Source organism: Pseudomonas sp. B5(2017), from assembly GCF_002112825.1.
GTDB classification, from domain to species: domain Bacteria; phylum Pseudomonadota; class Gammaproteobacteria; order Pseudomonadales; family Pseudomonadaceae; genus Aquipseudomonas; species Aquipseudomonas putida_Z.
Map to the genome: position 1 here is coordinate 121,269 of NZ_NEIR01000014.1, position 25,110 is coordinate 146,378.

The 25,110-nt window shown below is 64.2% G+C and carries 24 protein-coding genes; 13 read left to right on the top strand and 11 right to left on the bottom strand.

The window, feature by feature from the left end:
- Positions 1 to 143: 143 nt before the first annotated feature.
- The 3 genes from CAG00_RS21225 (at position 144) to CAG00_RS21235 (ending at position 2,132) form a co-directional block, all read left to right on the top strand.
- Positions 144 to 788 carry a hypothetical protein gene (locus tag CAG00_RS21225; RefSeq protein ID WP_085665263.1) on the top strand — a complete coding sequence of 215 codons (645 nt, stop codon included), beginning with the start codon at positions 144 to 146 and terminating at the stop codon, positions 786 to 788.
- Positions 788 to 1,408: a metalloregulator ArsR/SmtB family transcription factor gene (locus tag CAG00_RS21230; protein WP_085665264.1), complete on the top strand. Its 621-nt coding sequence runs from the start codon at positions 788 to 790 to the stop codon at positions 1,406 to 1,408. Before CAG00_RS21225 ends, CAG00_RS21230 begins: the two co-directional genes overlap by 1 nt.
- 97 nt (positions 1,409 to 1,505) lie before the next feature.
- Positions 1,506 to 2,132: a hypothetical protein gene (locus tag CAG00_RS21235; RefSeq protein WP_085665265.1), complete on the top strand. Its 627-nt coding sequence runs from the start codon at positions 1,506 to 1,508 to the stop codon at positions 2,130 to 2,132.
- A gap of 36 nt (positions 2,133 to 2,168) precedes the next feature.
- Here CAG00_RS21235 and CAG00_RS21240 read toward each other — a convergent pair whose 3' ends face one another.
- Complete coding sequence (locus tag CAG00_RS21240; RefSeq protein WP_085665266.1) at positions 2,169 to 2,504, bottom strand: helix-turn-helix transcriptional regulator; 336 nt, start codon at positions 2,502 to 2,504, stop codon at positions 2,169 to 2,171.
- Positions 2,505 to 2,554: 50 nt separating this feature from the next.
- On the opposite strand from CAG00_RS21240, the gene xenA reads away from it, so the two are divergent.
- Positions 2,555 to 3,646 carry a xenobiotic reductase XenA gene (gene xenA / locus CAG00_RS21245; RefSeq protein ID WP_025340240.1) on the top strand — a complete coding sequence of 364 codons (1,092 nt, stop codon included), beginning with the start codon at positions 2,555 to 2,557 and terminating at the stop codon, positions 3,644 to 3,646.
- A gap of 135 nt (positions 3,647 to 3,781) precedes the next feature.
- On the opposite strand, the gene CAG00_RS21250 is transcribed toward xenA, so the two are convergent.
- The 5 genes from CAG00_RS21250 to CAG00_RS21275 form a co-directional block, all read right to left on the bottom strand.
- The gene (locus tag CAG00_RS21250; protein WP_085665267.1) at positions 3,782 to 5,029 is read right to left on the bottom strand and encodes an FAD-binding oxidoreductase; all 1,248 of its coding nucleotides are present in this window, start codon (positions 5,027 to 5,029) and stop codon (positions 3,782 to 3,784) included.
- 2 nt (positions 5,030 to 5,031) lie between these two features.
- The gene (locus CAG00_RS21255) at positions 5,032 to 6,609 is read right to left on the bottom strand and encodes an aldehyde dehydrogenase (NADP(+)) (RefSeq protein WP_085665268.1); all 1,578 of its coding nucleotides are present in this window, start codon (positions 6,607 to 6,609) and stop codon (positions 5,032 to 5,034) included.
- Between the two features lie 157 nt (positions 6,610 to 6,766).
- Entirely contained in the window at positions 6,767 to 7,714 is a 948-nt protein-coding gene (locus CAG00_RS21265; RefSeq protein ID WP_013973780.1) for a dihydrodipicolinate synthase family protein, read from the bottom strand.
- A 45-nt stretch (positions 7,715 to 7,759) separates the two neighbouring features.
- Positions 7,760 to 8,686, bottom strand: a complete 927-nt coding sequence (locus tag CAG00_RS21270) for a 4-hydroxyproline epimerase (RefSeq protein ID WP_085665269.1) — start codon at positions 8,684 to 8,686, stop codon at positions 7,760 to 7,762.
- 148 nt (positions 8,687 to 8,834) lie between these two features.
- A complete protein-coding gene (locus CAG00_RS21275) occupies positions 8,835 to 10,451 on the bottom strand; it encodes an APC family permease (RefSeq protein ID WP_085665270.1) in 1,617 nt (538 codons plus the stop codon).
- A 380-nt stretch (positions 10,452 to 10,831) separates the two neighbouring features.
- Between CAG00_RS21275 and CAG00_RS21280 the strand changes: the two genes are divergently transcribed.
- Positions 10,832 to 11,614, top strand: coding sequence for an AraC family transcriptional regulator (locus CAG00_RS21280; RefSeq protein WP_085665271.1), 783 nt, complete (start codon positions 10,832 to 10,834; stop codon positions 11,612 to 11,614).
- Here the strand turns inward: CAG00_RS21280 and CAG00_RS21285 are convergent.
- Positions 11,602 to 12,489: a LysR family transcriptional regulator gene (locus tag CAG00_RS21285; RefSeq protein ID WP_085665272.1), complete on the bottom strand. Its 888-nt coding sequence runs from the start codon at positions 12,487 to 12,489 to the stop codon at positions 11,602 to 11,604. The two genes, CAG00_RS21280 and CAG00_RS21285, sit on opposite strands and share 13 nt — an antisense overlap.
- 140 nt (positions 12,490 to 12,629) lie before the next feature.
- On the opposite strand from CAG00_RS21285, the gene moaB reads away from it, so the two are divergent.
- Entirely contained in the window at positions 12,630 to 13,169 is a 540-nt protein-coding gene (gene moaB / locus CAG00_RS21290; RefSeq protein ID WP_003259533.1) for a molybdenum cofactor biosynthesis protein B, read from the top strand.
- Positions 13,170 to 13,299: 130 nt separating this feature from the next.
- Here the strand turns inward: moaB and CAG00_RS21295 are convergent, their stop codons facing one another.
- Both CAG00_RS21295 and moaA read right to left on the bottom strand, forming a co-directional pair.
- On the bottom strand, positions 13,300 to 14,199 hold the full coding sequence (locus CAG00_RS21295; RefSeq protein ID WP_075046043.1) for a bestrophin family protein: 900 nt from the start codon (positions 14,197 to 14,199) through the stop codon (positions 13,300 to 13,302).
- Positions 14,200 to 14,219: 20 nt separating this feature from the next.
- Positions 14,220 to 15,224, bottom strand: coding sequence for a GTP 3',8-cyclase MoaA (moaA, locus tag CAG00_RS21300; protein ID WP_075046042.1), 1,005 nt, complete (start codon positions 15,222 to 15,224; stop codon positions 14,220 to 14,222).
- Between the two features lie 348 nt (positions 15,225 to 15,572).
- On the opposite strand from moaA, the gene CAG00_RS21305 reads away from it, so the two are divergent.
- The gene (locus tag CAG00_RS21305) at positions 15,573 to 17,903 is read left to right on the top strand and encodes an FdhF/YdeP family oxidoreductase (RefSeq protein ID WP_085665273.1); all 2,331 of its coding nucleotides are present in this window, start codon (positions 15,573 to 15,575) and stop codon (positions 17,901 to 17,903) included.
- 117 nt (positions 17,904 to 18,020) lie between these two features.
- Here the strand turns inward: CAG00_RS21305 and CAG00_RS21310 are convergent, their stop codons facing one another.
- The gene (locus CAG00_RS21310; RefSeq protein WP_039613985.1) at positions 18,021 to 18,482 is read right to left on the bottom strand and encodes an Lrp/AsnC family transcriptional regulator; all 462 of its coding nucleotides are present in this window, start codon (positions 18,480 to 18,482) and stop codon (positions 18,021 to 18,023) included.
- A 92-nt stretch (positions 18,483 to 18,574) separates the two neighbouring features.
- Between CAG00_RS21310 and CAG00_RS21315 the strand changes: the two genes are divergently transcribed.
- Positions 18,575 to 19,759, top strand: a complete 1,185-nt coding sequence (locus CAG00_RS21315; protein ID WP_085665274.1) for a PLP-dependent aspartate aminotransferase family protein — start codon at positions 18,575 to 18,577, stop codon at positions 19,757 to 19,759.
- A 146-nt stretch (positions 19,760 to 19,905) separates the two neighbouring features.
- Here the strand turns inward: CAG00_RS21315 and CAG00_RS21320 are convergent, their stop codons facing one another.
- Complete coding sequence (locus CAG00_RS21320) at positions 19,906 to 20,145, bottom strand: YdcH family protein (RefSeq protein ID WP_085665275.1); 240 nt, start codon at positions 20,143 to 20,145, stop codon at positions 19,906 to 19,908.
- Positions 20,146 to 20,263: 118 nt separating this feature from the next.
- Between CAG00_RS21320 and CAG00_RS21325 the strand changes: the two genes are divergently transcribed.
- The 5 genes from CAG00_RS21325 (at position 20,264) to CAG00_RS21345 (ending at position 24,984) form a co-directional block, all read left to right on the top strand.
- Positions 20,264 to 20,629: a 5-carboxymethyl-2-hydroxymuconate Delta-isomerase gene (locus tag CAG00_RS21325; RefSeq protein WP_085665276.1), complete on the top strand. Its 366-nt coding sequence runs from the start codon at positions 20,264 to 20,266 to the stop codon at positions 20,627 to 20,629.
- Positions 20,630 to 20,794: 165 nt separating this feature from the next.
- Entirely contained in the window at positions 20,795 to 22,432 is a 1,638-nt protein-coding gene (locus tag CAG00_RS21330) for a phosphoethanolamine transferase (RefSeq protein ID WP_085618055.1), read from the top strand.
- Between the two features lie 193 nt (positions 22,433 to 22,625).
- Positions 22,626 to 23,759, top strand: a complete 1,134-nt coding sequence (gene rnd, locus CAG00_RS21335; RefSeq protein WP_075046034.1) for a ribonuclease D — start codon at positions 22,626 to 22,628, stop codon at positions 23,757 to 23,759.
- Positions 23,756 to 24,049 carry a YcgL domain-containing protein gene (locus CAG00_RS21340; protein ID WP_015271354.1) on the top strand — a complete coding sequence of 98 codons (294 nt, stop codon included), beginning with the start codon at positions 23,756 to 23,758 and terminating at the stop codon, positions 24,047 to 24,049. Before rnd ends, CAG00_RS21340 begins: the two co-directional genes overlap by 4 nt.
- A gap of 2 nt (positions 24,050 to 24,051) precedes the next feature.
- On the top strand, positions 24,052 to 24,984 hold the full coding sequence (locus CAG00_RS21345; protein ID WP_085665277.1) for a D-2-hydroxyacid dehydrogenase: 933 nt from the start codon (positions 24,052 to 24,054) through the stop codon (positions 24,982 to 24,984).
- Positions 24,985 to 25,110 lie beyond the last annotated feature (126 nt).

Genomic DNA, 25,110 nt, shown 5'->3' on the forward strand with positions numbered 1-25,110 from the left:
GCTATCCCTGTGGGAGCGGGTTTACCCGCGAAGAGGCCAGTTCAGGAAACCACTGATCGGAAACCCAGCTCAGCCCCAATAAAAACATATTTTGATGCTTAAATTAATCTTGTCAGTCGATCCCCCTCCAGGAGGGTGCCGTCATGAACATCAAGATTGCCGCCTTACTGCTGCTCGCCCTGTGCGCCCAGCCGGCATGGAGCCAAAGCTACTCCTACTCCAGCGACTCCCCCGCCGCCAAACCCGCCGAATCTGCTGCAATGACCACGCGCATGGCCCTGCGCGACCTTTGGGTCGAGCACATCTTCTGGGTGCGCAACTATGCTGTCGCAAACCAGGCCGGCAACGCCAAGGAGGCTGAAGTCGCTGCCAAGGAGGTGGTTACCGACGCTACCAGGATCGCCAACAGCATTGCCCCGCTGTACGGCCAGCCCGCCGCCGATCAGTTGCTGAAACTGCTGGCCGGCCACTGGGGAGCCATCAAGCACTACAGCGACGCCACCGTGGCCAAGGACAAAAAAGGCCAGCAAGCCGCGGTCAATGAGCTGACCAGCAATGCCAAGGGCATCGCTGCGTTCCTGGCCAAGGCCAACCCGAACCTGCCCGAACCGACCCTGCTGACGCTGCTCAGCGCCCACGGCGGGCACCACGTGGCCCAGATCGACCAGCTGGCGGCCGCTGACTACGTGGGCGAGGCGCGCACCTGGGCGATGATGCGCGAGCATATCCTGACCCTGTCCGACGCCCTGGCTGCGGCGTTGGTCAAACAGTTCCCGGACAAATTCTGATGCTCGAAGGCCTGGGCCGTACTCAACAGGACCTGCTCCATGCGTTGCTGCTCCAGCCGGCCGGCATGAGCATCGACGACCTGGCGCAGGCCCTGGCCATCACCCGCACGGCGGTGCGCCAGCACCTGGCAGCGCTGGAGCGCGACGGCCTGGTCAAGCGTGGCGCTACCCGGCCCACAGGGCGACGCCCGGAGCAGTTGCACGAGCTGACCGAACAGGCCCGCGAACTGTTCCCGCGGCAGTACCCGTTGCTGGCCAACCTGCTGATTGCGGAAGTGGCCGGCTTGCTGGGGCAGGAGGCATTGCTGGCGCTGATGCGCCAGCTGGGGCGCAAGCTGGCGGCGGACCTGGAGCATCAAGTGGTGGATGAAGCACGCATCGTCGAGCATATGAACAATGCCGGGTACGAGGCGCAGGTGTTCTTCCGCTCGGGGGGCGAGCCGCAGATCGTTGCCCACAATTGCGTGTTTCATCACCTGGCCAAGGCGCACCCCGTGGTGTGCGAGTTGGATCTGGCCTTGATCGGGGCATTGGGGGGGGCTGAGGTAGAGCATCAAGAGTGCATGTTGCGTGGTGGCAGGGCCTGCCGCTTTACTTTGTCCAAAGAGGATATTGGTTAGCACTATTTCAATATTTTGGTAACTGATGTTTTTGCTAGTTTTTCTGTGGAGTAGCGGCGGATATATTCAGCGCTCATCTTGTATGGAGCGCTTGAACATGAATGATTTAAAAGAATTACCGCCGCGGGTAGTTGCGAAGTCTCTTCTGTTAGGCCTCGGGATGGGCGATGTGCTGGAATACCCTATCACTATCCGCATTTTTCGACTGAGTAAGACGGATAGCCCCAAGGTTTATGTGAGAAATTCTGAGAATATCAGCTACCAAGCAGATATCACCAATGACGATGTACTGTCGCATGTGAATAATCGTGATCTTGTTTTTGAGGATGACGTTTTTTACAGCGTTACCAAGGTCTCGGCTGGCGACAAGGTAGAAATTAAAAAGGCGCCAATTCCGGTGTGCAAAGACAGCCTTGCAGGTATGGAGCCACTCACGGGGCTGTTAGCGATTACGCGGGGCAAGATCTTTATGGACGGTGACAAGGTCCAAATTGCTAAGGATCGAACCTTCCATAAAATTAATGGGAGTGACTATGTAGTGGTGCGTACTCAATCAGACGAAAAGTACTACGAAACGTGTGAGTCTGCTGAAAAGAATAAATATGGTCAGATTGGTGATTTTGAAATCATCGACAAATTGCAGAGATATTGTTATGGCAGTCGAAAAAACCTAGCCGGTGACTATGTGGCCGGATTTACGGCCGTGCATATTAACCCGACTTGAGTTGCGCGTTACCGCGTAAACGGGATAGTTGAAACATCACTGCTGCTGCAAAATGCAAATCAGCAACCCTGGGAACCGCCCCTCCATGACTTCACGGCGCAGCGAATTCATGTGGGTGGTTCCTACATTGCGTGTATGCACCAACCCTGCATCACGCAGCACGCGGAAGTGGTGCGACATGCTCGACTTCGGCCGCCCGCCATCGAGCTCACCGCAGCTGGCCTCGGCCACGCCGGCCAGGTGGCGGACAATGCCAAGGCGCACCGGGTCGCTCAGCGCATAGAGCACACGCTCTAGAGTCAGGTCTTCAGAATTGGGATGTTGATAGGCTCGCATGGTCGTCATGATAACGGGGCTATCATTAATTGCCATAGTTCGATTATGATCGAACTATCGTAATCAGACAGCCCGGGAGCTTGCTCATGTCCGCCTTGTTCGAACCCTATACCCTCAAGGACGTCACCCTGCGCAACCGCATTGCCATTCCGCCGATGTGCCAGTACATGGCCGAGGACGGCATGATCAACGACTGGCACCACGTGCACCTGGCCGGCCTGGCCCGTGGCGGTGCCGGCCTGCTGGTGGTCGAGGCCACTGCCGTGGCACCGGAAGGGCGCATCACCCCCGGTTGCGCCGGTATCTGGAGCGATGCCCACGCCCAGGCTTTCGTGCCGGTGGTGCAGGCAATCAAGGCCGCCGGTTCCGTGCCGGGTATCCAGATTGCCCACGCCGGGCGCAAGGCCAGCGCCAACCGCCCGTGGGAAGGTGACGACCACATTGCCGCCGACGACGCCCGCGGCTGGGAAACCATCGCCCCGTCCGCCATCGCCTTCGGCGCGCACCTGCCACAAGTGCCGCGCGAGATGACCCTGGACGACATCGCCCGGGTCAAGCAGGACTTCGTCGATGCCGCCCGCCGTGCGCGCGATGCCGGTTTCGAGTGGATCGAACTGCACTTTGCCCATGGCTACCTGGGCCAGAGTTTCTTCTCCGAACACTCCAACAAGCGTACCGACGCCTACGGTGGCAGCTTTGACAACCGCAGCCGCTTCCTGCTGGAAACCCTGGCAGCGGTGCGTGAGGTATGGCCAGAGAACCTGCCACTGACCGCGCGTTTTGGTGTGCTGGAATACGACGGCCGCGATGAGCAGACCCTGGAAGAGTCGATCGAACTGGCGCGCCGCTTCAAGGCTGGCGGCCTCGACCTGCTGAGCGTGAGTGTCGGCTTCACCATTCCCGACACCAAGATCCCATGGGGCCCGGCGTTCATGGGGCCGATTGCCGAGCGCGTGCGCCGTGAGGCGAAGCTGCCGGTGACCTCGGCGTGGGGGTTTGGTACGCCGCAACTGGCGGAAGCGGCGCTGCAGGCCAACCAGCTGGACCTGGTATCGGTAGGGCGTGCGCACCTGGCAGACCCGCACTGGGCTTACTTTGCGGCCAAGGAGTTGGGCGTGGAGAAAGCCTCCTGGACCTTGCCGGCGCCGTATGCGCACTGGCTCGAGCGTTATCGCTGAGGCATGAAAGGGGCTGCTTTGCAGCCCAATCGCCGGCAAGCCAGCTCCCACAGGTACCGCACAGGGCTTGAGGTCTATGCAGTACCTGTGGGAGCTGGCTTGCCGGCGAATGGGCCGCACAGCGGCCCCACGAATCTAGAACCGATCCAACCGGTAAGCCGCCATATCAGCCCCACTCTCCCTGTCAGCCAACCTCCCCACCCATTCCGCCGTCACCGCCGCCTGGGTCAACCCCAGGTGCTGATGCCCGAACGCCAACAGCACCCGCCCATCACACACCCGGTCGATCACCGGTAACGAATCTGGCAACGAAGGCCGGAAGCCCATCCACGGCGTCGCTCCCTCAACACTCAGGTCCCTCCGGAACAACCCCTTGCTCAAGTGGTGCAACTGCCACGCCCGCTGCATGCTCGGCGGCGCGTCCAGCCCGGCGAATTCCACCGTGCCGGCCAGGCGCAAGCCCTCGGCCATGGGCGTCATGATGAACTTGCGCTCCAGCGATGTAACTGCAAACGGCAAACGCTGATGCTCGCCAGGCAACATCAGGTGGTAGCCGCGCTCGGTGTCCAGTGGCACCTGCTTGCCGGTCAGCGCGCCGGTCAACCGTGCAGAATGCGCGCCACAACTGATCAGCACCTGGCGGGCCTCGAGCGTGCCCTGGTCGCTGGCCAGGCTGACCCCACCGCTGTGCAGCTGCCCGCCATCGACCTGCGCCTGGATAAAGCGCACGCCACTGGCCTTGGCCGCTTCGAACAGTTCGCACACCACCCGGTAGGGGTCGATGAAGTGCCCGGTACGTGGGAAGAACAGCCCACCCTGCAACGACGGGCTCAGTTGCGGCGCCGCCTCGCGCACGGTGTCGGCCGACCAGAAGTCCACCGGCACCGCCTGCTGTTGCATGCGTGCGCGCAAGGCCTCCAGGGTCTGGTGCGACTCCGGCCGCTCGAACACCAGCAACGAGCCATCTTCCTGGAACAGCTCGCTGCGCCCGATCGAACCCAGCAGCCGCTGCCAGGCACCCAGGCTGCCTTCGTTCAACGTGCGGATGCCGGCCACGCTGCGCTGAAACGGGCCCGGGCGCAGGTTGAGCAGCAGGCGGGTGAACCACGGCATGGCCTTGGGCAGGTACTTCCAGTCCAGGCGCAGCGGGCCCATCGGGTCCAGCAGCATGCGCGGCAGGCGTTTGAGAATCGACAGGTCGGCAATCGGGAATACCTGCTCGGTGGCCAGGTGCCCGGCGTTGCCGTAGGACGCGCCCTGGCCGGGTGCCTGGCGGTCCACCAGGGTTACCCGGCGGCCCTGGCGGGCCAGTTGCAGGGCACAGGCGACGCCGACAATGCCGGCGCCGACCACGGCGATATCGGTTTCAGCGGTTTCGACCATGCTCAGCCTTCCCGTTTACCGTCGAGCAGGCGCCGCAGTTGCAGCGGGTTGCCGTGTTTCAGCGCCTGCGGCAGCAGGGCATCGGGGAAGTCCTGGTAGCACACCGGGCGCAGGAAGCGCAGGATCGCCGCCGTGCCCACCGAAGTGGTGCGGGCATCGGAGGTGGCCGGGAACGGCCCGCCGTGGACCATCGCGTCGCATACCTCTACACCGGTCGGCCAGCCATTGACCAGGATGCGGCCAGCCTTGCGCTCAAGGGTCGGCAGCAGCGCGCGGGCGCTGGCGATGTCGGCTTCGTCCAGTTGCAGGGTGGCGGTCAGTTGGCCTTCCAGATGCTCGGCCACCTGGCGCACTTGCTCATCGTTGGCGCAGGCCACCACCAGCGACGCCGCGCCGAAGACTTCGGCCTGCAACGCCGGGTCGGCGAGGAACGCTTCGGCCTGGGTCACGAACAGCTGCGCCTGGCACTGGTTGGGGCCTTGCCCGGCCTGGCCACTGGCGGCGGCCTGGGCATTGGCGTTTGCGGCCAGGGCGCCGACACCGGCCTGGTAGGCACTAAAGATGCTCGGGGTAAGCATGGTCTGCGCCGCAGCCTGGCGTACGTGTTCGCTGGCGGCGTCGATGAAACGCTGCAACGCCGGCCCCTGGCGGGCAATCACCAGGCCGGGGTTGGTGCAGAACTGGCCGGCACCCTGGGTCAGCGAGGCGACGAAGCCTTGTGCCAACGCCTCGGCGCGGGTCTGCAGGGCGGTGTCGAACAGGAACACCGGGTTGATCGAGCTCATTTCGGCGTACACCGGGATCGGCTCCGGGCGGGCCTGGGCCGCCTGGCACAGCGCAATGCCACCGCTGCGCGAGCCGGTAAAGCCAACGGCCTTGATGCGCGGGTCGCTGACCAGCGCAATGCCCACTTCACGACCGGAGCCGTACAACAGCGAAAACACACCGGCCGGCAAGCCGCACTGCTTCACGGCCTTTGCCACTGCCTGGCCGACCAGCTCGCTGGTGCCCGGGTGGGCGCCGTGGGCCTTGACCACCACCGGGCAACCGGCGGCCAGGGCCGAGGCGGTGTCGCCACCGGCCACCGAGAAGGCCAATGGGAAATTGCTGGCGCCGAATACCGCCACCGGCCCCAGGGCCACCTGGCGCTGGCGCAGGTCGGCACGCGGCAGGGGCTGGCGCTCGGGCAGGGCGTTGTCGACCCGCACATCCAGCCATTCGCCGGCCCGCACCACACGGGCGAAGGTGCGCAGCTGGGTGCAGGTGCGGCCACGTTCGCCCTGGATGCGCGCCTTGGGCAGGCCGCTTTCGGCCACGGCGCGATCGATCAGGGCATCGCCCAGCGCTTCGATCTGCGTGGCGATGGTTTCGAGGAATTGTGCCCGTTGCTCGAGCGAGGTTTCGCGGTAGGCATCGAACGCCGCCCAGGCCAGGGCGCAGGCCTGGGCCACGTGTTCGCCGGTGCCGCCGAGGTAGGCCGGTTCCAGCGCCTGGCCGGTGGCCGGGTCGATGGCACGGATGGCTTCGCGGCTGCCGGTTACCGGCGTCTGGCCGATCAGCAGGTTGCCTGTGAGGGTCATGGAGCCTCCTTTGGAATCAATATCAAGGGAGACCGCGGCCCTTGTGGGAGCGGGTTTACCCGCGAAGCAGGCGACTCGGTGCCTGGCACCGGCTTCGCCGGTGTTCGCGGGTGAACCCGCTCCCACAGGGGCTGCGGCTCGGCCTGGAATCAGGTGATCAGGCCAGGTTCTGCTCAGCCGACCAGCTGGCGTACCAGCTGCGGAACAGCGCGTACTGCTGTTCGGCATAGTTGCGCTGGGCGTCGGTCAGCACGTCGGTCTCGTTGAAGTGCAGGCTGTATTCGCTGTCACCGTTCAGCACCATCAGGTGCTTGTAGTAGAGCACCAGGTCGCAGCCTTCATCGAACGACGACAGCACCGCCAGCGCCGCCTCCAGCTCACGCGCCAGGCGGCGGGCCTTGGCATCACCCTTGGCCGCCTGCTTGCTCAGGCTCACCAGGTGCAGCACCTCACGCGGCAGAGCGTTGCCGATGCCGGTGATGGCGCCGGTGGCGTTGCAGTTGACGAAGCCATGCACCACCTGGGTGTCGACGCCGACCATCAGGGTCACATCGTCATCCTTGGAGGTGATGTGCTCGGCGGCGTAGCGCAGGTCGGCACCGCCGCCGAACTCCTTGAAGCCGATCAGGTTGGGGAACTCGCTGCGCAGTTCGAAGAACAGGTCGGCGCGGGTGGCGAAGCCGTAGTACGGGCTGTTGTAGATCACCGCCGGCAGCTTCGGCGCGGCTGCCAGAATGGCCGAGAAGTGGTGCTTCTGGGCAATCAGCGAGGCGCCGCGGCTGAGCACGCGAGGGATGACCATGAGGCCGGCGGCGCCAACCTTGGCCGCGTGGGCGGCGTGGGATACTGCTTCACGGGTGTTCACCGCGCCGGTACCGACGATGGTCGGGATGCCGGCGGCCACCAGGCGCGCCACGCCTTCCTGGCGCTCGGCTTCGGTCAGCAGCGGCCAGTCGCCCATCGAGCCGCAGTACACCACGGCGCTCATGCCGGCCTCGATCAGCTCGCGGCCCTTGCGCACCAGGGCGTCGAAGTCCGGCTTGCGCTCGGCGGTGCAGGGGGTCATCAGGGCGGGCATGGTGCCGGTGAAGATGTTGTTGGTCATTGTTGTCACTCCTCGCGATATTCGATTTTTTGGAAAAAGCCGGGGTCAGATGCCCCAGGCGAACGGGTCCTGTTCGTCGATCAGCAGGGTGCTGTCGGCGGTCATGTAGGCGCGGCCGGTGATGAACGGGCGAATGCGTTTGCCGTCGCGCTCGTAGCGGCCCTGGAACTGGCTGCCGGTGATACTGGCCTGTACCCATGTCTGGCCTTCGTCGAGCTTGCCGTCGGCGGCCAGGCAGGCCAGCTTGGCGCTGGTGCCTGTGCCGCAGGGCGAGCGGTCGTAGGCCTTGCCGGGGCACATCACGAAGTTGCGGCTGTCGGCGTTGGCGTCGTCGGCGAACAGTTCGACGTGGTCGATGGGGGCACCGTTTTCACCGGTGATGCCCTGGGCTTCGAGGGCCTTGAGCATCGCCCAGGTGTACTCGGTCAGCGCCTCGCGGTTGCCCAGCTCGATGCGCTGGCCGTGTTCGGAGACGAGGAAAAACCAGTTGCCGCCCCAGGCGATGTCGCCGCGCACCAGGCCATGGCCGGGCACGTCCACCAGTACCTGCCGGCGGTAGCGGTAGGACGGCACGTTGCCGACGGTTATGGCGCCGTCTTCATGCAGGGTGGCGCTGACCTGGCCGACCGGGGTGTCGATCTTGTGCACGCCCGGTGCGATCAGGCCCAGGTGCTGCAGCGAGGCGACCAGGCCGATGGTGCCGTGGCCGCACATGTTCAGGTAGCCAGCGTTGTTGAAGAAGATCACCCCGCAAGTGGCGTCGGCCGATACCGGTGGGCAGTACAGCGCACCGACCAGCACATCGTTGCCACGTGGTTCCAGCAGGCAGGCACGGCGCCACTGGTCGTGCAGCTCGCGCAGCTCGTCGCGCTGCTCGGCCATGCTGCGGCCATGCAGTTGCGGGAAGCCTTTCATCACCAGGCGGGTCGGTTCCCCGCCGGTGTGCGAGTCGATGACGTGAATCTGTTTCATGAGCTTGTCCATTCTTTGATCAGCCAAGTCTTGTGCTGTTTGTGCGGGCCTCATCGCCGGCAAGCCAGCTCCCACAGGTATTGCATCGGCCTCTGGGGCAGCGCGGCCCCTGTGGGAGCCGGCTTGCCGGCGATAGGGCCAGTAGCCGTTACGGAGCCAGTGCAGCCGGGCGCTGGCCTACCAGAGGTTCATGGCTGGCTTCGCTTTCGTCCTCACCTTCCAGGCGCACCAGGTGGGCAGGCACGCCGGTGGCAGCGCCCCAGTAGTAGATGCCCAGCGCACAAGCGGCCACGACCACGGTGTCGAACGGGTGGCCGAGTACTCCCAGGCCGCCGAAGCTGCCCAGCCACGACAACAGGATGGTCACCGCGTAGAAGCCGATCAGCCATGCCGACGAGCGCACTTGCTGGGCCAGCGACAGGTGCTGGGTCGGCACGAAGCGGCCGCACAGCAGGTACAGCACGAACATCACGATCTGCAGGGCCAGCAGCCACGACACGGTCTTCCAGCCCGACCAGTACACGATCAGCGCGGCGATGATGAACGACAGCGGGCCGAGCACGCCCATGCCCTTGACCCGGAACGGGCGCGGCATGTCGGGGGCGTTGCGGCGCAGGGCGGCGACGGTGACCGGGGCCACGGCGTAGCTCAGTACCAGGGCGGCGGAAACCACGTTGATCAGCGCTTCCCAGGACGGGAACGGCAGGGTCCAGAACACCGACAGGCCAAAGGTCAGCCACAGCGCCGGGCGCGGGATGCCGGACTCGGCGTCGATACGGGTGAAGTACTTGAAGAAGGTGCCGGTCTGCGCCCAGCCATAGACCACGCGCGGGGTGGCGTTCATGTAGATGTTGCCGCAGCCGCTGGGCGAGATCACCGCGTCGGCCACCACCAGGTAGGCCAGCCAGCCCACACCCAGGGCCAGGGCGATGTCGCGGTAGGGCAGGGCCAGTTCCTTGGTCACTGCGGCCCAGCCGTTGCTCAGCATTCCGGTCGGCACGCTGCCGAGGAAGGCCAGTTGCAGCAGGGCGTAGATCGCGGTGGACAGCAGTACCGAGAGGATCAGCGCGATGGGGATGGTGCGTTGCGGGTTCTTCACCTCGCTGGCCACCGAAATGATCGGCGTCAGGCCCAGGTAGGCGAAGATGATGCCACCGGCCGATACCGCCATTTCAACGCCGGACAGACCGAACGGGGCAAAGCCCTGGACCTCGAAGTTTTCCGGCTTGAAGAAGGTGAACAGCACGCCGATCACCAGCAGCGGCACGATGAACTTGAACACACTGACCAGGTTGTTGGCCTTGGCGAAGGTTTTCACGCTGCGGTAGTTGAGGAAGAAGAACAGCCCCAGCAGGGCGAACTGCACCAGCCAGCCGAGCACGGTCGGGTCGCTGGAGCCGGCCTTGGTCAGCCCGGGGAACCAGGCGGCGGCGTATTGGCGCGAAGCGACCACTTCGATGGCGATCAGGCTGGAAAAGGCGATGAGGGTGATGAAACCCATCAAGTAGCCCAGCAGCGGGCCGTGGGAGTACACCGGGTAGCGCACCACGCCCCCGGCACGCGGCAGGGCGGCGCCCAGTTCGCAATAGACGATGCCCAGCAACAGTACGGCGAAGCCGCCAAGGAACCAGGACAGGATGCCGGCCGGGCCGGCGATGGCCGAGACGTGGCTGGCGGCGAACAGCCAGCCGGAGCCGAAGATGGCGCCTAGGCCGATGAAGGTGAGGTCCAGCAATGACAACTGTTTTTTGAATTTGCCTGACATGGGTTCGCCTTTTTGTTGGTTATTGGATAGGCAGGTCTGATGTCACGAGATGCGGCTTTTTGGGCCGCGCTCTTGTAGGACTTGGGGCGGCTTGCGTGGGGCATAGAGTGGACCGATCGGGGCGGCGGTTCTTGATGGTTTTCTGCAGGGGGGATGACGAAATCGGCACAGTTGCAAAAAAACAGTGGTGGCAGGGAAGGGCGGTGGATAGGCTGTAAGCCATACCGCATAAGGGTTGTAGACATTTACTCGCTGTGCCGGCCTCTTCGCGGGTAAACCCGCTCCCACAGGTATCTGCGCAGCTTTCGAGGGCTGCGCAGATACCTGTGGGAGCGGGTTTACCCGCGAAAGGGCCGGCACAGCCAACAGAGAACCGACAGATGACCGACCCCCCCCTGGCAACCCTGTACCAGTCCCTCGACCAGCACCGCCCCGCCAACCTCGAGGCCCTGCTCGCCGGTGTGTCCCTGCTGCTGCCGATTCTCGACGCCATCCCCAACGCCGCGATCTTCATCAAGGACCCGGCCGCCCGCTATGTGCTGGCCAACAACACCCTGGTCCAGCGCTGTGGCCTCAAGCGCCTGCAACCGCTGCTGGGCAAGACCAGTGCCGAAGTGTTCCCGGCACAGCTGGGCCCCGGCTACACCGAGCAGGACCGTCGCGTTCTCAAGGAAGGCCTGGTGCTGGAAGACCAGCTGGAGCTGCACCTGTACGGCAGCCGCGAGCCTGGCTGGTGCCTGACCCACAAGCGCCCGCTGTACAACCAGGCCGGCGAGATCATCGGCCTGGTCGGCATCTCGGTCGACTTGCAGTCAGCCGCCGACAGCCACCCCGCCTACCAGCGCCTGGCGGCGGTGGACGAGCATATCCGTCGGCATTTCCACCAGCCGATCAGCATGGGCGAGCTGACCCGTATCGCCGGCATTTCCGTGGCCCAGCTGGAGCGCTACTGCAAGCGGGTGTTCCACCTCACGCCACGGCAGATGATCCACAAGGCGCGCCTGGAGCACGCCCACCGTTTGCTGCATTCGGAACTGCCGATCACTGAAGTGGCGATGTGCTGCGGCTATACCGACCACAGCGCCTTCAGCCGCCAGTTCAAGCAACTGACCGGCTTCACCCCGCGCCAGTACCGCCAGGCAACCAGCGATCAGTTGGCCTGAAACAGCGCCCGCGCCTCATCGAAGCACTGCTCGGCAATTGCCGAACGCGGTTCGCTGCGGCGTAGCAGCAGGCCGACAGGGCTGTGGATGGCGGCGTCGGCCACCGGCAGGATGCGCAGGTGCTCGCTCAGGTCTTCCAAGCCGCAGCCCAGCGGCATGACCGCGCAGCACATGCCGGTGTTGATGGCCTGGATCAGCTGGAAGCTCGAGTCGCTTTCCAGTACCGCATTCGGCTCCAGGCCACGGCTGCGGAAACTCAGGTCCAGCGACTGGCGGTAGTGCATGCCCTTGCTCAGCAGGCCCAGCGGAATGTCGCCCAGCTCGTCCCAGCGCAAGGTGTCGCTGGTGAACTTGAAGTGCCGGGTATCGTGCAGCAGGCCCATGGTGGTGGTGCCAAGTTCGATCACTTCGAAGAAGCTGGTGTTGACCTGGTCCAGGTAGCAGATCCCCAGGTCGAGCTGGTTGCGGCTGAGCCCGTCGATGACCTGTTCCGAGCTGAGCGAGCTGATCTGGAAGTGCAGCTCGGGGTATTTTTCACGCAGCGGCAGCAGCAGGTGCATGGGGTTGAAACTGGCCAGCGGCACCGTGCCCAGGCGCAGGCTGCCGACCACCTGGCCGCGGCAGCTGGCGGCCTCGGCCTGCAGGCCGTCGTGGGCGGCGAGCAGCGTTCGGGCCCAGGCCAGGATGCGCTCGCCGGCCTCGGTGAAACCTTCGAAGCGCTGGCCGCGCTTGACCAGCACCAGGTCCAGCTCGTCCTCCAGGTTGCGCAGGCGCATGGACAGCGTCGGCTGGGTGATATGGCATAGCGCCGCCGCCTGGCCGAAGTGGCGTGTCTGGTCGAGCGCGATGAGGAATTTGAGCTGCTTGATGTCCATGGAAGTGCCTGATGTCGGGTTATGCAGACCTTAACCCACGTCTGCGATAGATGTCATTGATCAGTCGGTACGCCATATCGATTGGACGACCCCGGGCCATGCCTCTAGCGTGGCGGCACTGCCACTCGAGGAGCCCCACCGTGCGCGTCCAACCCGACGCGGTCTTCGTACCGCTCAACATCGCCGTGCTGACTGTCAGCGACACCCGTACCTACGACAACGACACCTCCGGTGAGCTGCTGGCCAGCCGCTCGGTGGAGATCGGCCACCGCCTGGTGGCGCGGGCGTTGCTCAAGGACGACCTTTACAAGATCCGCGCCCAGGTCGCCACCTGGATTGCCGACGAGCAGGTGCAGGTGGTGCTGATCACCGGCGGTACCGGTTTTACCGGGCGTGACAGCACGCCGGAAGCGGTCGAGTGCCTGCTGGACAAGCGCATCGATGGCTTTGGCGAACTGTTCCGGGCCCTGTCGATTCTCGATATCGGCACCTCGACCGTGCAGAGCCGGGCGCTGGCCGGGCTGTCCAACCGCACGTTGGTGTGCTGCCTGCCGGGCTCCACCGGGGCCTGCCGTACGGCGTGGGAGGGCATCCTGGCCGAGCAACTGGATGCGCGGCACCGGCCGTGCAACTTCGTCAAGCACCTGAAGCCGATCGAGGCCTGTGCAAGCCGGGGCTGAGTTTTCTCCTGTACCGGCCTCTTCGCGGGTAAACCCGCTCCCACAGGTACCGCGCAGGGTTCGAAACCTGTGGGGTCCCTGTGGGAGCGGGTTTACCCGCGAAAGGGCCGGCACAGGCCACTGCATTCAGTCAGCTCAATACATGGTCCACCGGCAACAACGCCGGCGGTAGCTGTTGTTCCCCCAACCCCGCCAGCACATCGCGCTCCACGGTCCGCACCATGGCATCGGTCGGCAGGTCGTTCTCATCGCGCCCGAACGGGTCTTCCAGTTCGTTGCCAATCGCGTCCAGCCCGAAGAATGTGTACCCCACGATGGTGGTGAACAGCGGCGCCAGCCAGCCCAGCGGCTCGGCCAGGGCAAACGGCAGCAGCAGGCAGAAGATGTAGATAGTGCGGTGCAGCAACAGCGTGTAGGGGAACGGCAACGGTGTGCCCTTGATCCGCTCGCAGGTGGCCTGCACTTCGGTCAGGCCCACCAGCCGCTGCTCCAGCAGGCTGTAGCGCCAGTCACTGATCTGCTGCTGTTCGGCCAACCGCGAGCAGTGCCCGCCGATTTCGCGCAGGATGGCGTCGCACACGTTGTGCGGGCTGATCGCTTCGGGCCGGGCCAGCCAGGGCCGGGCGGCGGCCAGTTCGTCCTCGCTGCGCAGCCGTGCATTCAGCGCATGGGCAAAGCCGCACAGGCTGCGCAACAGTTCGGCACGCAGGGTTTCGTCGGTAATTACCAGGCTTTCGCGCACGAACGAACGGGTTTCGATGATCAGCTTGCCCCAGGCCTTGCGCCCCTCCCACCAGCGGTCATAGCAGGCGTTGTTGCGAAAACTCATGAAAATCGACAGCGACAGGCCCAGCAAGGTGAACGGGGTGGCGCTGACCGGGTAGAAAAACGCCGGGAAATGCCGCTCGACCAACACGATCAGCGCGGCCAGCAGGGTGACCGTCAGGCAGCGCAGGGCAATGCGTTTGACGATCGAACCCTTGAGGGTGAACAGCACACGCAGCACATCGGGGGTGGGGTGGACGATCATGGAAATCCAGAGACGGCTGCCTAGCCGCCGGTCATGTTCATGAAGCGCAGGATCTGCACGTCGCCACCGACTTCGAAATGATGGCGGTAGGGCTTGAGGTGCAGCGAGTCACGAATGGCCTTTTCCAGGCGTTCGGGGTTGCCGGGGTGGGCGCGCAGCACCTGCTTCAGGTCCACCGAGTGTTCATTGCCCAGGCACAGCAGCAGGCGGCCTTCGACGGTGAGGCGCACGCGGTTGCAGGTGGCGCAGAAGTTGTGGCTGTGTGGCGAAATGAAGCCGACCCGAGTGTTGGCGGCTTCGGCCAGGCGCCAGTAGCGGGCCGGGCCCTGGGACGACTCGGTCGATTCGACCAGGGTGAACTGCTCGGCCAGCAGCGCACGTACTTCATCGCTGGAGCAGAACGACTCGCCGCGTTCATGTTCGCTGATCACGCCCAAGGGCATTTCTTCGATGAAGGTGATGTCCAGCTCGCGGTCGATGGCAAAGCGCACCAGGTCGACCAGTTCATGATCGTTGCGGCCCTTGAGGACCACGCAGTTGAGCTTGGTGCGCTTGAAGCCGGCCTGGCGGGCGGCGTCGATGCCAGCGATGACCTGGTGCAGGTCGCCGGTGCGGGTCAGTTGCTTGAAGCGCTCGGCGTCCAGGCTGTCGAGGCTGATGTTCAGGCGCGTGACACCGGCGTCGAACAGCGGCTGGGCCAGGCGCCCGAGTTGCGAGCCGTTGCTGGTCAGGCACAATTCGCGCAGGCCGGGCAGGGCGGCGATGCGCCCGCACAGGTCGACGATGCCCTGGCGCACCAGCGGCTCGCCGCCGGTCAGGCGGATCTTGCGGGTGCCGAGGGCGACGAAGCGCTCGGCCACCTGGAACAGTTCCTCGAGGCTGAGGATTTGCTGGCGCGGCAGGAACTGCATGTCTTCGGCCATGCAGTACACGCAACGGAAGTCGCAGCGGTCGGTGACCGACATCCGCAGGTAGTCGATTTTCCGGTTGAAGCCGTCGATCAGGGCCCGGCTGTTCTGTTCCACGTTCGCGCTCGAATGGGTAGGGACTCGATTCAAGCTATAACTTGGGCGCAGGGCCGTCAAATTGCTTTGTCCGACCGATTGATCGATGGCCTCTATCATGGCTGCAGGCCACGTATTTCAAAGTGTTGACCGCGTCGCCCAATTCGCGGGTAAACCCGCTCCCACAGGTAAAGCGCAGGGCTCGAAACCTGTGGTGGCCCTGTGGGAGCGGGTTCACCCGCGAAGGCCCTGGCGCGGTTCCAACCCATGATCGATACCACCTATCACCCCGTAAGATCTTTCGATTGGACGGCTCTACCCCACGCTCCATAGGCTGAAAAAAAGCATCGAAGCGTGAGGATTCATCGCATGAGCCAGGACCAACACATCAGGGACTACAAGGGCGCCGCCGCCGGCTGGGGGGCGCTCAAGAGCGTAACCAAGAGCTGGCTGGGCAGCGAAAATGCCTTCAAGAACCTGCGGGCCATGCTCAAGACCAACCAGAACGGCGGCTTCGACTGCCCCGGCTGCGCCTGGGGCGAGTCGCCGGAAAACGACATGGTCAAGTTCTGCGAGAACGGCGCCAAGGCAGTCAACTGGGAAGCCACCGGCCGCTCGGTGGACCCGGCATTCTTCGCCAGGTACAGCGTCAGCGCCCTGGCCGAGCAGACCGACTACTGGCTGGAGTACCAGGGCCGCCTGACCCACCCGATGCGCTACGACGCGGCCACCGACCACTATGTGGAAACCAGCTGGGAAGAAGCCTTCGCGCTGGTTGCCCAACACTTGCGCGCACTCGAATCGCCCGACCAGGCCGAGTTCTACACCTCGGGCCGGGCCAGCAACGAGGCGGCGTTCCTCTACCAGCTGTTCGTCCGCGCCTACGGCACCAACAACTTCCCCGACTGCTCGAACATGTGCCATGAAGCCAGCGGCGTGGGCATGTCGGAAACCCTCGGCGTGGGCAAGGGCACCGTGGTGTTCCACGACCTGGAGCTGGCCGACGCCATCTTCGTCATCGGCCAGAACCCCGGCACCAACCACCCGCGCATGCTCGAGCCGCTGCGTGAAGCGGTGAAGCGTGGTGCCCAGGTGGTCTGCTTCAACCCGCTCAAGGAGCGCGGCCTGGAGCGCTTCCAGCACCCGCAGCACCCGTTCGAGATGCTCAGCAATGGCTCCGAACCAACCAACACGGCCTACTTCCGCCCGGCCCTGGGCGGCGACATGGCAGTGATGCGCGGCATTGCCAAGTACCTGCTGCAGTGGGAACGCGAAGCCCAGGCCAATGGTGAACCGGCGGTGTTCGACCATGCCTTCATCGCCGAGCACACCAGTGGCATCGACGCATACCTGGAAACCGTGGATGCCACGCCCTGGGCGCACATCGTCGAGCAATCGGGCCTGACCCAGGCCGAGATCGAACTGGCCGCGCGCATGTACCGCAAGGCCGAACGGGTGATCATGTGCTGGGCCATGGGCGTCACCCAGCACCGCCACTCGGTGCCGACCGTTCAGGAAATCGTCAACCTGCAGCTGCTGCGCGGCAACGTCGGCAAGCCCGGCGCCGGCCTGTCACCGGTGCGTGGCCACAGCAACGTGCAGGGCGACCGCACCATGGGCATCGACGAGAAGCCCGGGGCGGCGCTGCTCGATGCCATCGAAAAACGCTTCCAGTTCCGCGTGCCGCGTGCCCACGGGCACAACGCGGTGCTGGCGATCAAGGCCATGGAAGAGGGGCGGGCCAAGGTGTTCATCGGCCTGGGTGGCAACTTTGCCCAGGCCACGCCGGATACGCCGCGCACCCATGCGGCCATGCGCAATTGCGCGCTGACCGTGCAGATTTCCACCAAGCTCAACCGCTCGCACCTGGTCACCGGCCGCGATGCGTTGATCCTGCCGTGCCTGGGCCGTACCGAAATCGACATGCAGGCCAGCGGGCCGCAAGGCGTGACCGTGGAGGACACCTTCAGCATGGTGCACATCTCCCACGGCCAGCTGCGCCCGCGCTCGCCGCACCTGCGCTCGGAGCCGTGGATCATCGCCGGCATGGCCCAGGCGACCCTGGGCAAGCAGCCGATCGACTGGGAATACGCAGTTGCCGACTATGGCCGTATCCGCAGCATGATTGCCGATGTGATCCCCGGCTTTACCGATTTCAACGAGCGCCTGCAGCACCCGGGCGGCTTCCACCTGGGCAACAACGCCGCCGACCGTACCTGGCGCACGGCCACAGGCAAGGCGCGCTTCAGCCCGCACCAGCTGCCGGAGCAACTGGTGAATGCCAAGGTGCTGGCGCGCGGCGACAAGCCCGACCTGATCCTGCAGACCCTGCGCTCGCACGACCAGTACAACACCACCCTGTATGGCCTGGACGACCGTTATCGCGGGGTGTTCGGCCTGCGTGAAGTGGTGTTCGTCAACGAGGTGGACATCCGCCGGATGGGCTTCGAGCCGGGCGAGCATGTGGACCTGGTGTCGCTGTGGGAGGATGGCGTGGAGCGGCGGGTGTCGGGCTTCCGCCTGGTGGCGTATGACGTGCCCGAGGGGCAGGCGGCGGCCTATTACCCGGAGACCAACCCGCTGGTGCCGCTGGAAAGCTATGGCGAGGGGACCTATACCCCGACCTCGAAGTTCGTGGCGATCAAGGTCGAGAAAGCCAAGGCCGGGAACCGGATTGCGGCGGTGCTGGCCGCGGATTGATCGGTTGCCTGTGCTGGCCTCTTCGCGGGCTTGCCCGCTCCCACAGGGACCCCACAGTTTTCAGCACCTGTGGTACTCCTGTGGGAGCGGGCAAGCCCGCGAAGAATCCAGCACCGATCAGGAACGATGCACCGGGTAAGCCGTGGTGTACTTCATCTGCTCCATGGCAAAACTGGAAGTGATGTTCGACAGCCCATCAGTACTGGTGATCAGCTTTTTGTAAAACCGGTCATACGCCGCAATATCCCCCACCACCACCCGCAGCATGTAATCCCAGTCCCCCGACATGCGGTAGAACTCCATCACTTCCTCGAACCCGGTCACGGTCGCGGCAAACTGCTCCAGCCAGGCGCTGTCGTGGCGCTGGGTCTTGAGCTGGACGAACACCGTCAGCCCCAACCCCAGCCGTTCCGGGTCGAGCAGGGCGACACGGCCGACAATGTAGCCGTCTTCCTCCAGGCGCTTGACCCGCTTCCAGCACGGCGTGGTAGACAGGTTTACGGCCTCGGCCAGGTCCTTGAGCGAGATCGAGGCGTCGCGCTGAAGCAGGGTGAGAATGTGCTGGTCGAAGCTGTCCATATCGCGCGTGGGCCGTGGAGAAAAATATTTCACAGATTACCCCAAGGCCAGAAGATTTGGGTTGTGCGATAGTTGCAGCTTTCACTCTGCCAATGGGCCTGACCATGTCCGACAAGCCGCGCAATTTCGCCACCCGTACCATTCACGCCGGTGAGCAGTTCAGCGTCGCCGATAACGCTATTTTCCCGGCGATCGTCACCGCCAGCTCGTTCACCAAACGCAGCCTGGACGACAAGCCGGAATACTCCTACAGCCGCGTCGGCAACCCCACCCGGCATGCCTATGAAACCTGTGTCGCCGCCCTGGAAGAGGGCGTTGGCGCGGTCGCCTGCGCCTCGGGTGTGAACGCCACCGCCACCGTGCTGGAGCTGCTGCCCAAGGATGCCCACGTGGTGGTGATGAACGGCGTGTACGGCGGCACCTTCCGCATCATGGAAGACTACCGCAGCCGCACCTCGGGCCTGACCACCACCTACGTCGACCTCAACGACCTCGAGGCGGTGGCCGCCGCCATCAAGCCGGAAACCCAGCTGATCTGGATCGAGTCGCCGACCAACCCGTTGCTGCACCTGGTCGACATCAAGGCGGTGTGCGACCTGGCCAAGTCGCGGGGCATCCTCACCTGCATCGACAACACCTTCTGCTCGCCGTGGAACCAGCGCCCGATCACCTTGGGCGTGGACCTGGTGATGCACTCGGCCAGCAAGTACATCGGCGGCCACTCCGACCTCACCGGTGGCGTGGTGGTAGCTGCCAATGATGCGCTGTTGGCGCGCCTGCGCCGCATCAGCATGGCGATTGGCGCGGTGCAGGGGCCGTTCGACTGCTACCTGGCCCTGCGCGGTCTGAAGACCCTGGATGTGCGCATGGAGCGCCAGTGTGCCAATGCCCTGCAGGTGGCTCGCTTCCTCGAAAGCCACGCGCAGATCGAGCAGGTGTATTACCCGGGGCTGGAGAGCCACCCACAGCATGAGCTGTGCAAACGGCAGATGCGCAGTGGCGGGGCGGTGGTGGCGATGAAGGTCAAGGGCGACCGCGCCGCGCTCAACCGCCTGGTGGAGGCGCTGCAGATCTTCGTGCTGGCCGACTCGCTGGGCGGGGTGGAAAGCATGATCAACCACTCCTGGAGCATGTCGCACTGCTCGCTGAGCCCGGAGCAGAAGGGCGTGATGGGGATCAGCGAGAACCTGCTGCGGTTGTCGGTGGGGATCGAGGATTACCGTGACCTGGTCGAGGACCTGGATGGGGCGTTGAAGGCTGCGGCTGCTGGCTCGTGATGATGCGGTTGTAGGAGCGGCCTTGTGTCGCGATGGGCTGCGCAGCAGCCCCAAAATCTATGTCTCTGTCGAGATTTTCGGGGCTGCTGCGCAGCCCATCGCGACACAAGGCCGCTCCTACAGGGGGCCGTGCAGGCCTGTGGTATCTATCTGGATTTGGGCGGATGAATGATCCGTTCGATCTTGTCCTTGATCTGCAAGCGCTCCTTGCGCAGGCGGTTGACGGTTTCGTCGTTGGTGCCGTTGCCTTCGGCAGCGACCACCTCTTTGTCTTTTGCGTTGTATTCCTTGTGCAGTGAGTGCAGCGTCTGGTCCTTGTCCATGAGCGCCTGGAATGCATCAGCGGTAACGTGCAGGTCAGCGAGCAGATCATGCGGAACTGGCATTTCTTCACCTCTGTCGGGGGGTTGGCGGATGGTTCTGACCTTTGAGGATAGTCGTCTTTGCGCAGGTAGGGGACTGGGGTAGGCTGTCGCATCTCCCCCGTGACCCGGAACCTGCGCCATGCCTCACCTGAACCTCGAATACAGCGACAACCTGCGTGAGCTGAATGTCGACGTCCTGCTGCTGCGCCTGAACCATGCCCTGGTCGGAAGTGGCCAGTTCGCCGACGAGGCCGATATCAAAAGCCGCGCCGAAGCCTTCAAGCACTATCGGGTGGGCACTGCGCCCGGCGAGCGTGCCTTTGCCCATGTGCGCCTGGCCATCCTCAGCGGGCGCTCGCCCGAGGTCAAGACGCAATTGTCCACCAGCCTGCTCGACGTGTTGCGTGACGCCATCCCCGAGCAACCCGGGCTTGATATCCAGCTGTGCGTGGAAGTGCTGGACATCGACCGCGAGCCGTATGCCAAGGCACGCCTGCCAGGCTGAACAAGCGCTGAATGAACTTCTTTTAATGTAGAAAAGGCGCCTGCTCACGAATTTGTTGGCGTCTTTTTCACAAAATATTGATGGCATGCTTTCTAGAGTTCAGCCAAGTTTCCCCGGTGCCGCGCAGGCCCTCGGGCTGATAATCACTCTTGATTGCGAACACTGATGCTCAACTTCAAATCCCTGCGGACTGAATGGGTCACGCTGCTGGCCAGCCTTTACCTGCTGATCGGCTTCAATGTCTTCCTCTGGCAGCATCTTGAACAAGTCGTGCCGCCCGGTTTGCCGGGGCTTTGGCTGAGCCTGGCGTTTGCCGTGCTGATGCTGTTCGCGTTCAACCTGATCCTCACGTTGTTCGCCTTCCGTTATATATTGAAGCCAATACTTGTCGTGTTGTTCATGAGCGGCGCGGGCGTGGCTTACTTCATGAACCAGTACGGCGTACTTATTGACGCGGGCATGTTCCGCAATATCGCGGAAACCAACGTGGCGGAAGTGCGTGACCTGCTTTCGTTGAAGTTTGCCTTGTATATCCTGGGCCTCGGTGTAGTGCCTTCGGTGCTGTTGTGGAAGGCGCCGATCGCCTATCGCGCCTGGCACCGTGAACTGCTCGGCAAGCTGGTGGTTGGCGGTGCCTGCGTGGTGGCCCTGGGCTCGGTGGCACTGGTCAACTACCAGGGCCTGTCGTCGCTGTTTCGCAACCACCACGAACTGCGCCTGATGCTCACCCCCAGCAATATCGTGGGTGCCTCCATCGGTTATGTCAGCGAGCGCGTCGGTACCGCATCGCGGCCCTTCCAGCATTATGGCGAAGATGCCAAGCGTGATGCCGCCTGGCAAAAGCACGAACGCAAGTCGCTGACCGTGCTGGTGGTGGGCGAAAGTGCGCGGGCAGACCACTTCGGCGTGCTTGGCTACAACCGCGATACCACACCGAACCTTGCCAGGGAACAGGGCCTGCTGGCGTTCTCCGATGTGCACTCCTGCGGCACGGAAACCGCCGTTTCGGTGCCGTGCATGTTCTCTGGCATGAAGCGCAAGGACTACGATGCCCGCGTGGCGAAGAACCGCGAAGGGTTGCTGGACATCCTCCAGCGTACCGGCCTGGCGGTGCAGTGGCGTGACAACCAGTCGGGCTGCAAGGGCACCTGCGACCGCGTGCAGTTCATCGATGTCAGCAAACTCCAGGACCCGCAGTTGTGCGCTGATGGTGAATGCCATGACCAGATCCTGCTGCAGGGCCTGGGTGAGCTGATCGACAACCTCGACAAGGACACCGTGCTGGTGCTGCACCAGATGGGCAGCCACGGGCCTGAATACTTCAAGCGCTACCCCGGCGCCGACCAGCGCTTTGCCCCGGTGTGCCAGAGCAACGCGCTGGACCAGTGCAGCGAACAGGAAATCGTCAACGGCTACGACAACACCCTGGCCTATACCGACAAGGTACTGGCCTCGCTGATCGACACCCTGCGCAGCAAGCAGGACAAGGTCGACACGGCGATGATCTACCTGTCCGACCATGGCGAGTCGCTGGGTGAGTACAACCTGTTCCTGCACGGCACGCCTTACGCCATCGCCCCCGAGCAGCAGAAGCACGTGCCGCTGCTGACCTGGTTCTCCGACAGCTACAAGGAGGACTTCGGCGTCGACACCGACTGCCTGGCCAAGCTCAGCGATGCACCGCTGTCGCAGGACAACCTGTTCCACTCGATGCTCGGCCTGTTGCAGGTGCACACCGAGGTCTACCAGCAGTCGCTGGACATGTTCGCCAGCTGCCGGCCATGGCTGGCGGCCAAGCGCTGAGGCAAAGCGCATTCAAAAAACCGCTAGCTTGCGCGGTCTTTGTGGGAGCGCGAAGCTTGCGGATTTTGCGCACGAGAGTTGCTGCTGCCTGCACACGCCAACAGCACCGCTGATCGATATCAAGGATGGCCCGGGTTTCACCAGCAGTGCCCGCGCCGTATATACTGCGCGCCAATGTTAGTGGGAGAGCCTCGTGGCCATCGAAATACACTGGATCCGTGACGACCAGAGCCTGGCCGAACACTGCCGCGACTGGCATCAGCTGCCCTTTGTCGCCGTCGACACCGAATTCATGCGGGTCGACACCTTCTACCCGAAAGCCGGGCTGATCCAGATCGGCGATGGCCAGCGTGCCTTCCTGATCGACCCGTTGCTGATCGGCAACTGGCAACCGCTGGCCGAACTGCTGGATGACAGCGGCGTGGTCAAGGTGCTGCACGCCTGCAGCGAAGACCTCGAAGTGCTGCTGCGCCTGACCGGCAAGCTGCCACAGCCGCTGTTCGACACCCAACTGGCCGCCGGCTACCTGAACCTGGGCTTCTCCATGGGCTATTCGCGCCTGGTGCAGGAAGTGCTGGGGATCGACCTGCCCAAGGGCGAAACCCGTTCCGACTGGCTGCAGCGCCCGCTCTCGGAAACCCAGGTCAGCTATGCCGCCGAGGATGCCGTGCACCTGGCCGAGCTGTTCACCGTGTTGCGCCCGCGCCTGAGTGACGACAAGTACGCCTGGGTGCTGGAGGACGGCGCCGAGCTGGTGGCCGCATTGCGCCGCGAAGTCGAGCCCGAAAGCCTGTACCGCGACGTCAAGCTGGCCTGGAAGCTGGCCCCCCAGCAACTGGCAGTGCTGCGTGAGCTGTGCGCCTGGCGCGAGCGTGAAGCGCGCAACCGCGACGTGCCGCGCAACCGCATTCTCAAGGAGCACTCGCTGTGGCCCATGGCCAAGAGCCAGCCGAACAACCTGTCGGCGCTGGCCAAGATCGACGAGATGCATCCGCGCACCATTCGTCAGGACGGTGAGTTCCTCATCCAGCTGATCAAGCGTGCCGCCAGCTTGCCAGCCGAGCAATGGCCACAGGCCTTGCCCGAGCCTTTGCCGATCGAGGCCAGCGGCATCCTCAAGCAGCTGCGTGCCATCGGCCAGGCCGAAGGTGAGCGCCTGGGCATTGCCCCCGAGCTGATGCTGCGCAAGAAAGCCCTGGAAGCGCTGCTCAAGAGCGGCTACCCCAATGGCCCCTATCAATTGCCCGATTCGCTGCGCGGCTGGCGCCGTGAGCGCATGGGCCAGGCCCTGCTGGACAGCCTGGCAGGCGCCGGAGAGACCCGATGAAACGCATTTGCTCTATCTACAAGAGCCCCCGCAAGAACGAAATGTACCTGTACGTGCTCAAGGCCGACGGCCTGGAGCGCGTGCCCGAAGGCCTGCTGCCGTTCTTCGGCACCCCCGTGCACGCCTTCGACCTGGTGCTTACCCCCGAGCGCAAGCTGGCCCGCGAGGATATCGCCAAGGTGCTGGAAAACCTCGACAACCAGGGTTACCACCTGCAGATGCCGCCGCCGGAAGACGACTACATCGAGCATCTGCCCGAAGAGTTGCTGCGCCGTAACGACCCTGCCTGATCATGCGAGTACTGATTGCTGAGCATGATCATGCTCGATACGCCGAGATTTTGCGCGCAGCCGCGCCAGAGCTGGAGATCCTGACCAGCGGCGACTCCGCCGAACTGGCCGGCCAGGCGCCACAGTGCCCGGTGTGGCTGGGCCAGCCGGACCTGCTGGCAAGCCTGCTGCGCCAGGGCCACAAGCCGGTCTGGATGCAGTCCACCTGGGCCGGTATCACCCCGCTGCTGGCCGAGGGCCTGCCGCGCGACTATCGCCTGACCCGCGCCGTGGGCATCTTTGGCCAGGTGATGGCTGAGTACATGCTCACCTACATGCTCGGCCATGAGCGCGAGGTGCTGTCGCGCCTGGTCAGCCAGGTCGAGCGGCGTTGGGACGACCGCCCGGGGCGTACCCTGGAAGGCCGCAAGGTGCTGATCGTCGGCACTGGCGACATTGGCCAGCGGGTGGCCGAGTTCCTGCAGGCGTTTGGCGTGGTGCTGTATGGCGTTGCCAGCAGCGCCCGCGAGCAGGCGCCGTTCGTCGAGGTCGCGGCGTTGGCCGACCTGCCGCGCATGGTTGGCCAGGTCGACTACGTGCTCAACCTGCTGCCGGATACCCCGGCCACCCACGACCTGTATGACGCGGCACTGTTCAAGTGCTTCCAGCCCACGGCGCTGTTCATCAATGCCGGGCGTGGGGCGGCGGTGGTCGACGCTGACCTGGTCGAGGCGCTGAAGGAAGGGCACCTGGCTGGGGCGGTGATCGATGTCTGCCGGCAGGAGCCGTTGCCCAGGCAACACCCGTTCTGGACGGCGTGGGGCTTGCTGCTGACCGGGCACAGCTCGGCGCCCACCTCGCCGGCGGCGATGGTGCGGTTGTTTGTCGAGAATGTGCGGGCGTATGTGGCGGGGCAGGGGTTGCGAGGTGAAGTGGACTTCGCCCGGGGCTATTGATTTTGTAGTGCCTGTGCTGGCCTTTTCGCGGGCTTGCCCGCTCCCACAGGTATTGCGCCGCCCTCGAAGGGTGTGTTGTACCTGTGGGAGCGGGCGAGCCCGCGAAGAGGCCGGTACAGCCAATGC

What these genes read in the sequence shown, in the direction of transcription:
- CAG00_RS21315 (WP_085665274.1), top strand. Translation starts at nt 18,575, where the DNA reads ATGGGCCTGACCATGTCCGACAAGCCGCGCAATTTCGCCACCCGTACC.
- CAG00_RS21225 (WP_085665263.1), top strand. Translation starts at nt 144, where the DNA reads ATGAACATCAAGATTGCCGCCTTACTGCTGCTCGCCCTGTGCGCCCAG.
- CAG00_RS21340 (WP_015271354.1), top strand. Translation starts at nt 23,756, where the DNA reads ATGAAACGCATTTGCTCTATCTACAAGAGCCCCCGCAAGAACGAAATG.
- CAG00_RS21250 (WP_085665267.1), bottom strand. Translation starts at nt 5,029, where the DNA reads ATGGTCGAAACCGCTGAAACCGATATCGCCGTGGTCGGCGCCGGCATT.
- CAG00_RS21255 (WP_085665268.1), bottom strand. Translation starts at nt 6,609, where the DNA reads ATGACCCTCACAGGCAACCTGCTGATCGGCCAGACGCCGGTAACCGGC.
- CAG00_RS21325 (WP_085665276.1), top strand. Translation starts at nt 20,264, where the DNA reads ATGCCTCACCTGAACCTCGAATACAGCGACAACCTGCGTGAGCTGAAT.
- CAG00_RS21330 (WP_085618055.1), top strand. Translation starts at nt 20,795, where the DNA reads ATGCTCAACTTCAAATCCCTGCGGACTGAATGGGTCACGCTGCTGGCC.
- CAG00_RS21320 (WP_085665275.1), bottom strand. Translation starts at nt 20,145, where the DNA reads ATGCCAGTTCCGCATGATCTGCTCGCTGACCTGCACGTTACCGCTGAT.
- CAG00_RS21285 (WP_085665272.1), bottom strand. Translation starts at nt 12,489, where the DNA reads ATGGACATCAAGCAGCTCAAATTCCTCATCGCGCTCGACCAGACACGC.
- xenA (WP_025340240.1), top strand. Translation starts at nt 2,555, where the DNA reads ATGTCCGCCTTGTTCGAACCCTATACCCTCAAGGACGTCACCCTGCGC.
- CAG00_RS21265 (WP_013973780.1), bottom strand. Translation starts at nt 7,714, where the DNA reads ATGACCAACAACATCTTCACCGGCACCATGCCCGCCCTGATGACCCCC.
- CAG00_RS21230 (WP_085665264.1), top strand. Translation starts at nt 788, where the DNA reads ATGCTCGAAGGCCTGGGCCGTACTCAACAGGACCTGCTCCATGCGTTG.
- CAG00_RS21345 (WP_085665277.1), top strand. Translation starts at nt 24,052, where the DNA reads ATGCGAGTACTGATTGCTGAGCATGATCATGCTCGATACGCCGAGATT.
- CAG00_RS21235 (WP_085665265.1), top strand. Translation starts at nt 1,506, where the DNA reads ATGAATGATTTAAAAGAATTACCGCCGCGGGTAGTTGCGAAGTCTCTT.
- CAG00_RS21310 (WP_039613985.1), bottom strand. Translation starts at nt 18,482, where the DNA reads ATGGACAGCTTCGACCAGCACATTCTCACCCTGCTTCAGCGCGACGCC.
- CAG00_RS21270 (WP_085665269.1), bottom strand. Translation starts at nt 8,686, where the DNA reads ATGAAACAGATTCACGTCATCGACTCGCACACCGGCGGGGAACCGACC.
- CAG00_RS21295 (WP_075046043.1), bottom strand. Translation starts at nt 14,199, where the DNA reads ATGATCGTCCACCCCACCCCCGATGTGCTGCGTGTGCTGTTCACCCTC.
- CAG00_RS21275 (WP_085665270.1), bottom strand. Translation starts at nt 10,451, where the DNA reads ATGTCAGGCAAATTCAAAAAACAGTTGTCATTGCTGGACCTCACCTTC.
- CAG00_RS21280 (WP_085665271.1), top strand. Translation starts at nt 10,832, where the DNA reads ATGACCGACCCCCCCCTGGCAACCCTGTACCAGTCCCTCGACCAGCAC.
- CAG00_RS21240 (WP_085665266.1), bottom strand. Translation starts at nt 2,504, where the DNA reads ATGGCAATTAATGATAGCCCCGTTATCATGACGACCATGCGAGCCTAT.
- CAG00_RS21305 (WP_085665273.1), top strand. Translation starts at nt 15,573, where the DNA reads ATGAGCCAGGACCAACACATCAGGGACTACAAGGGCGCCGCCGCCGGC.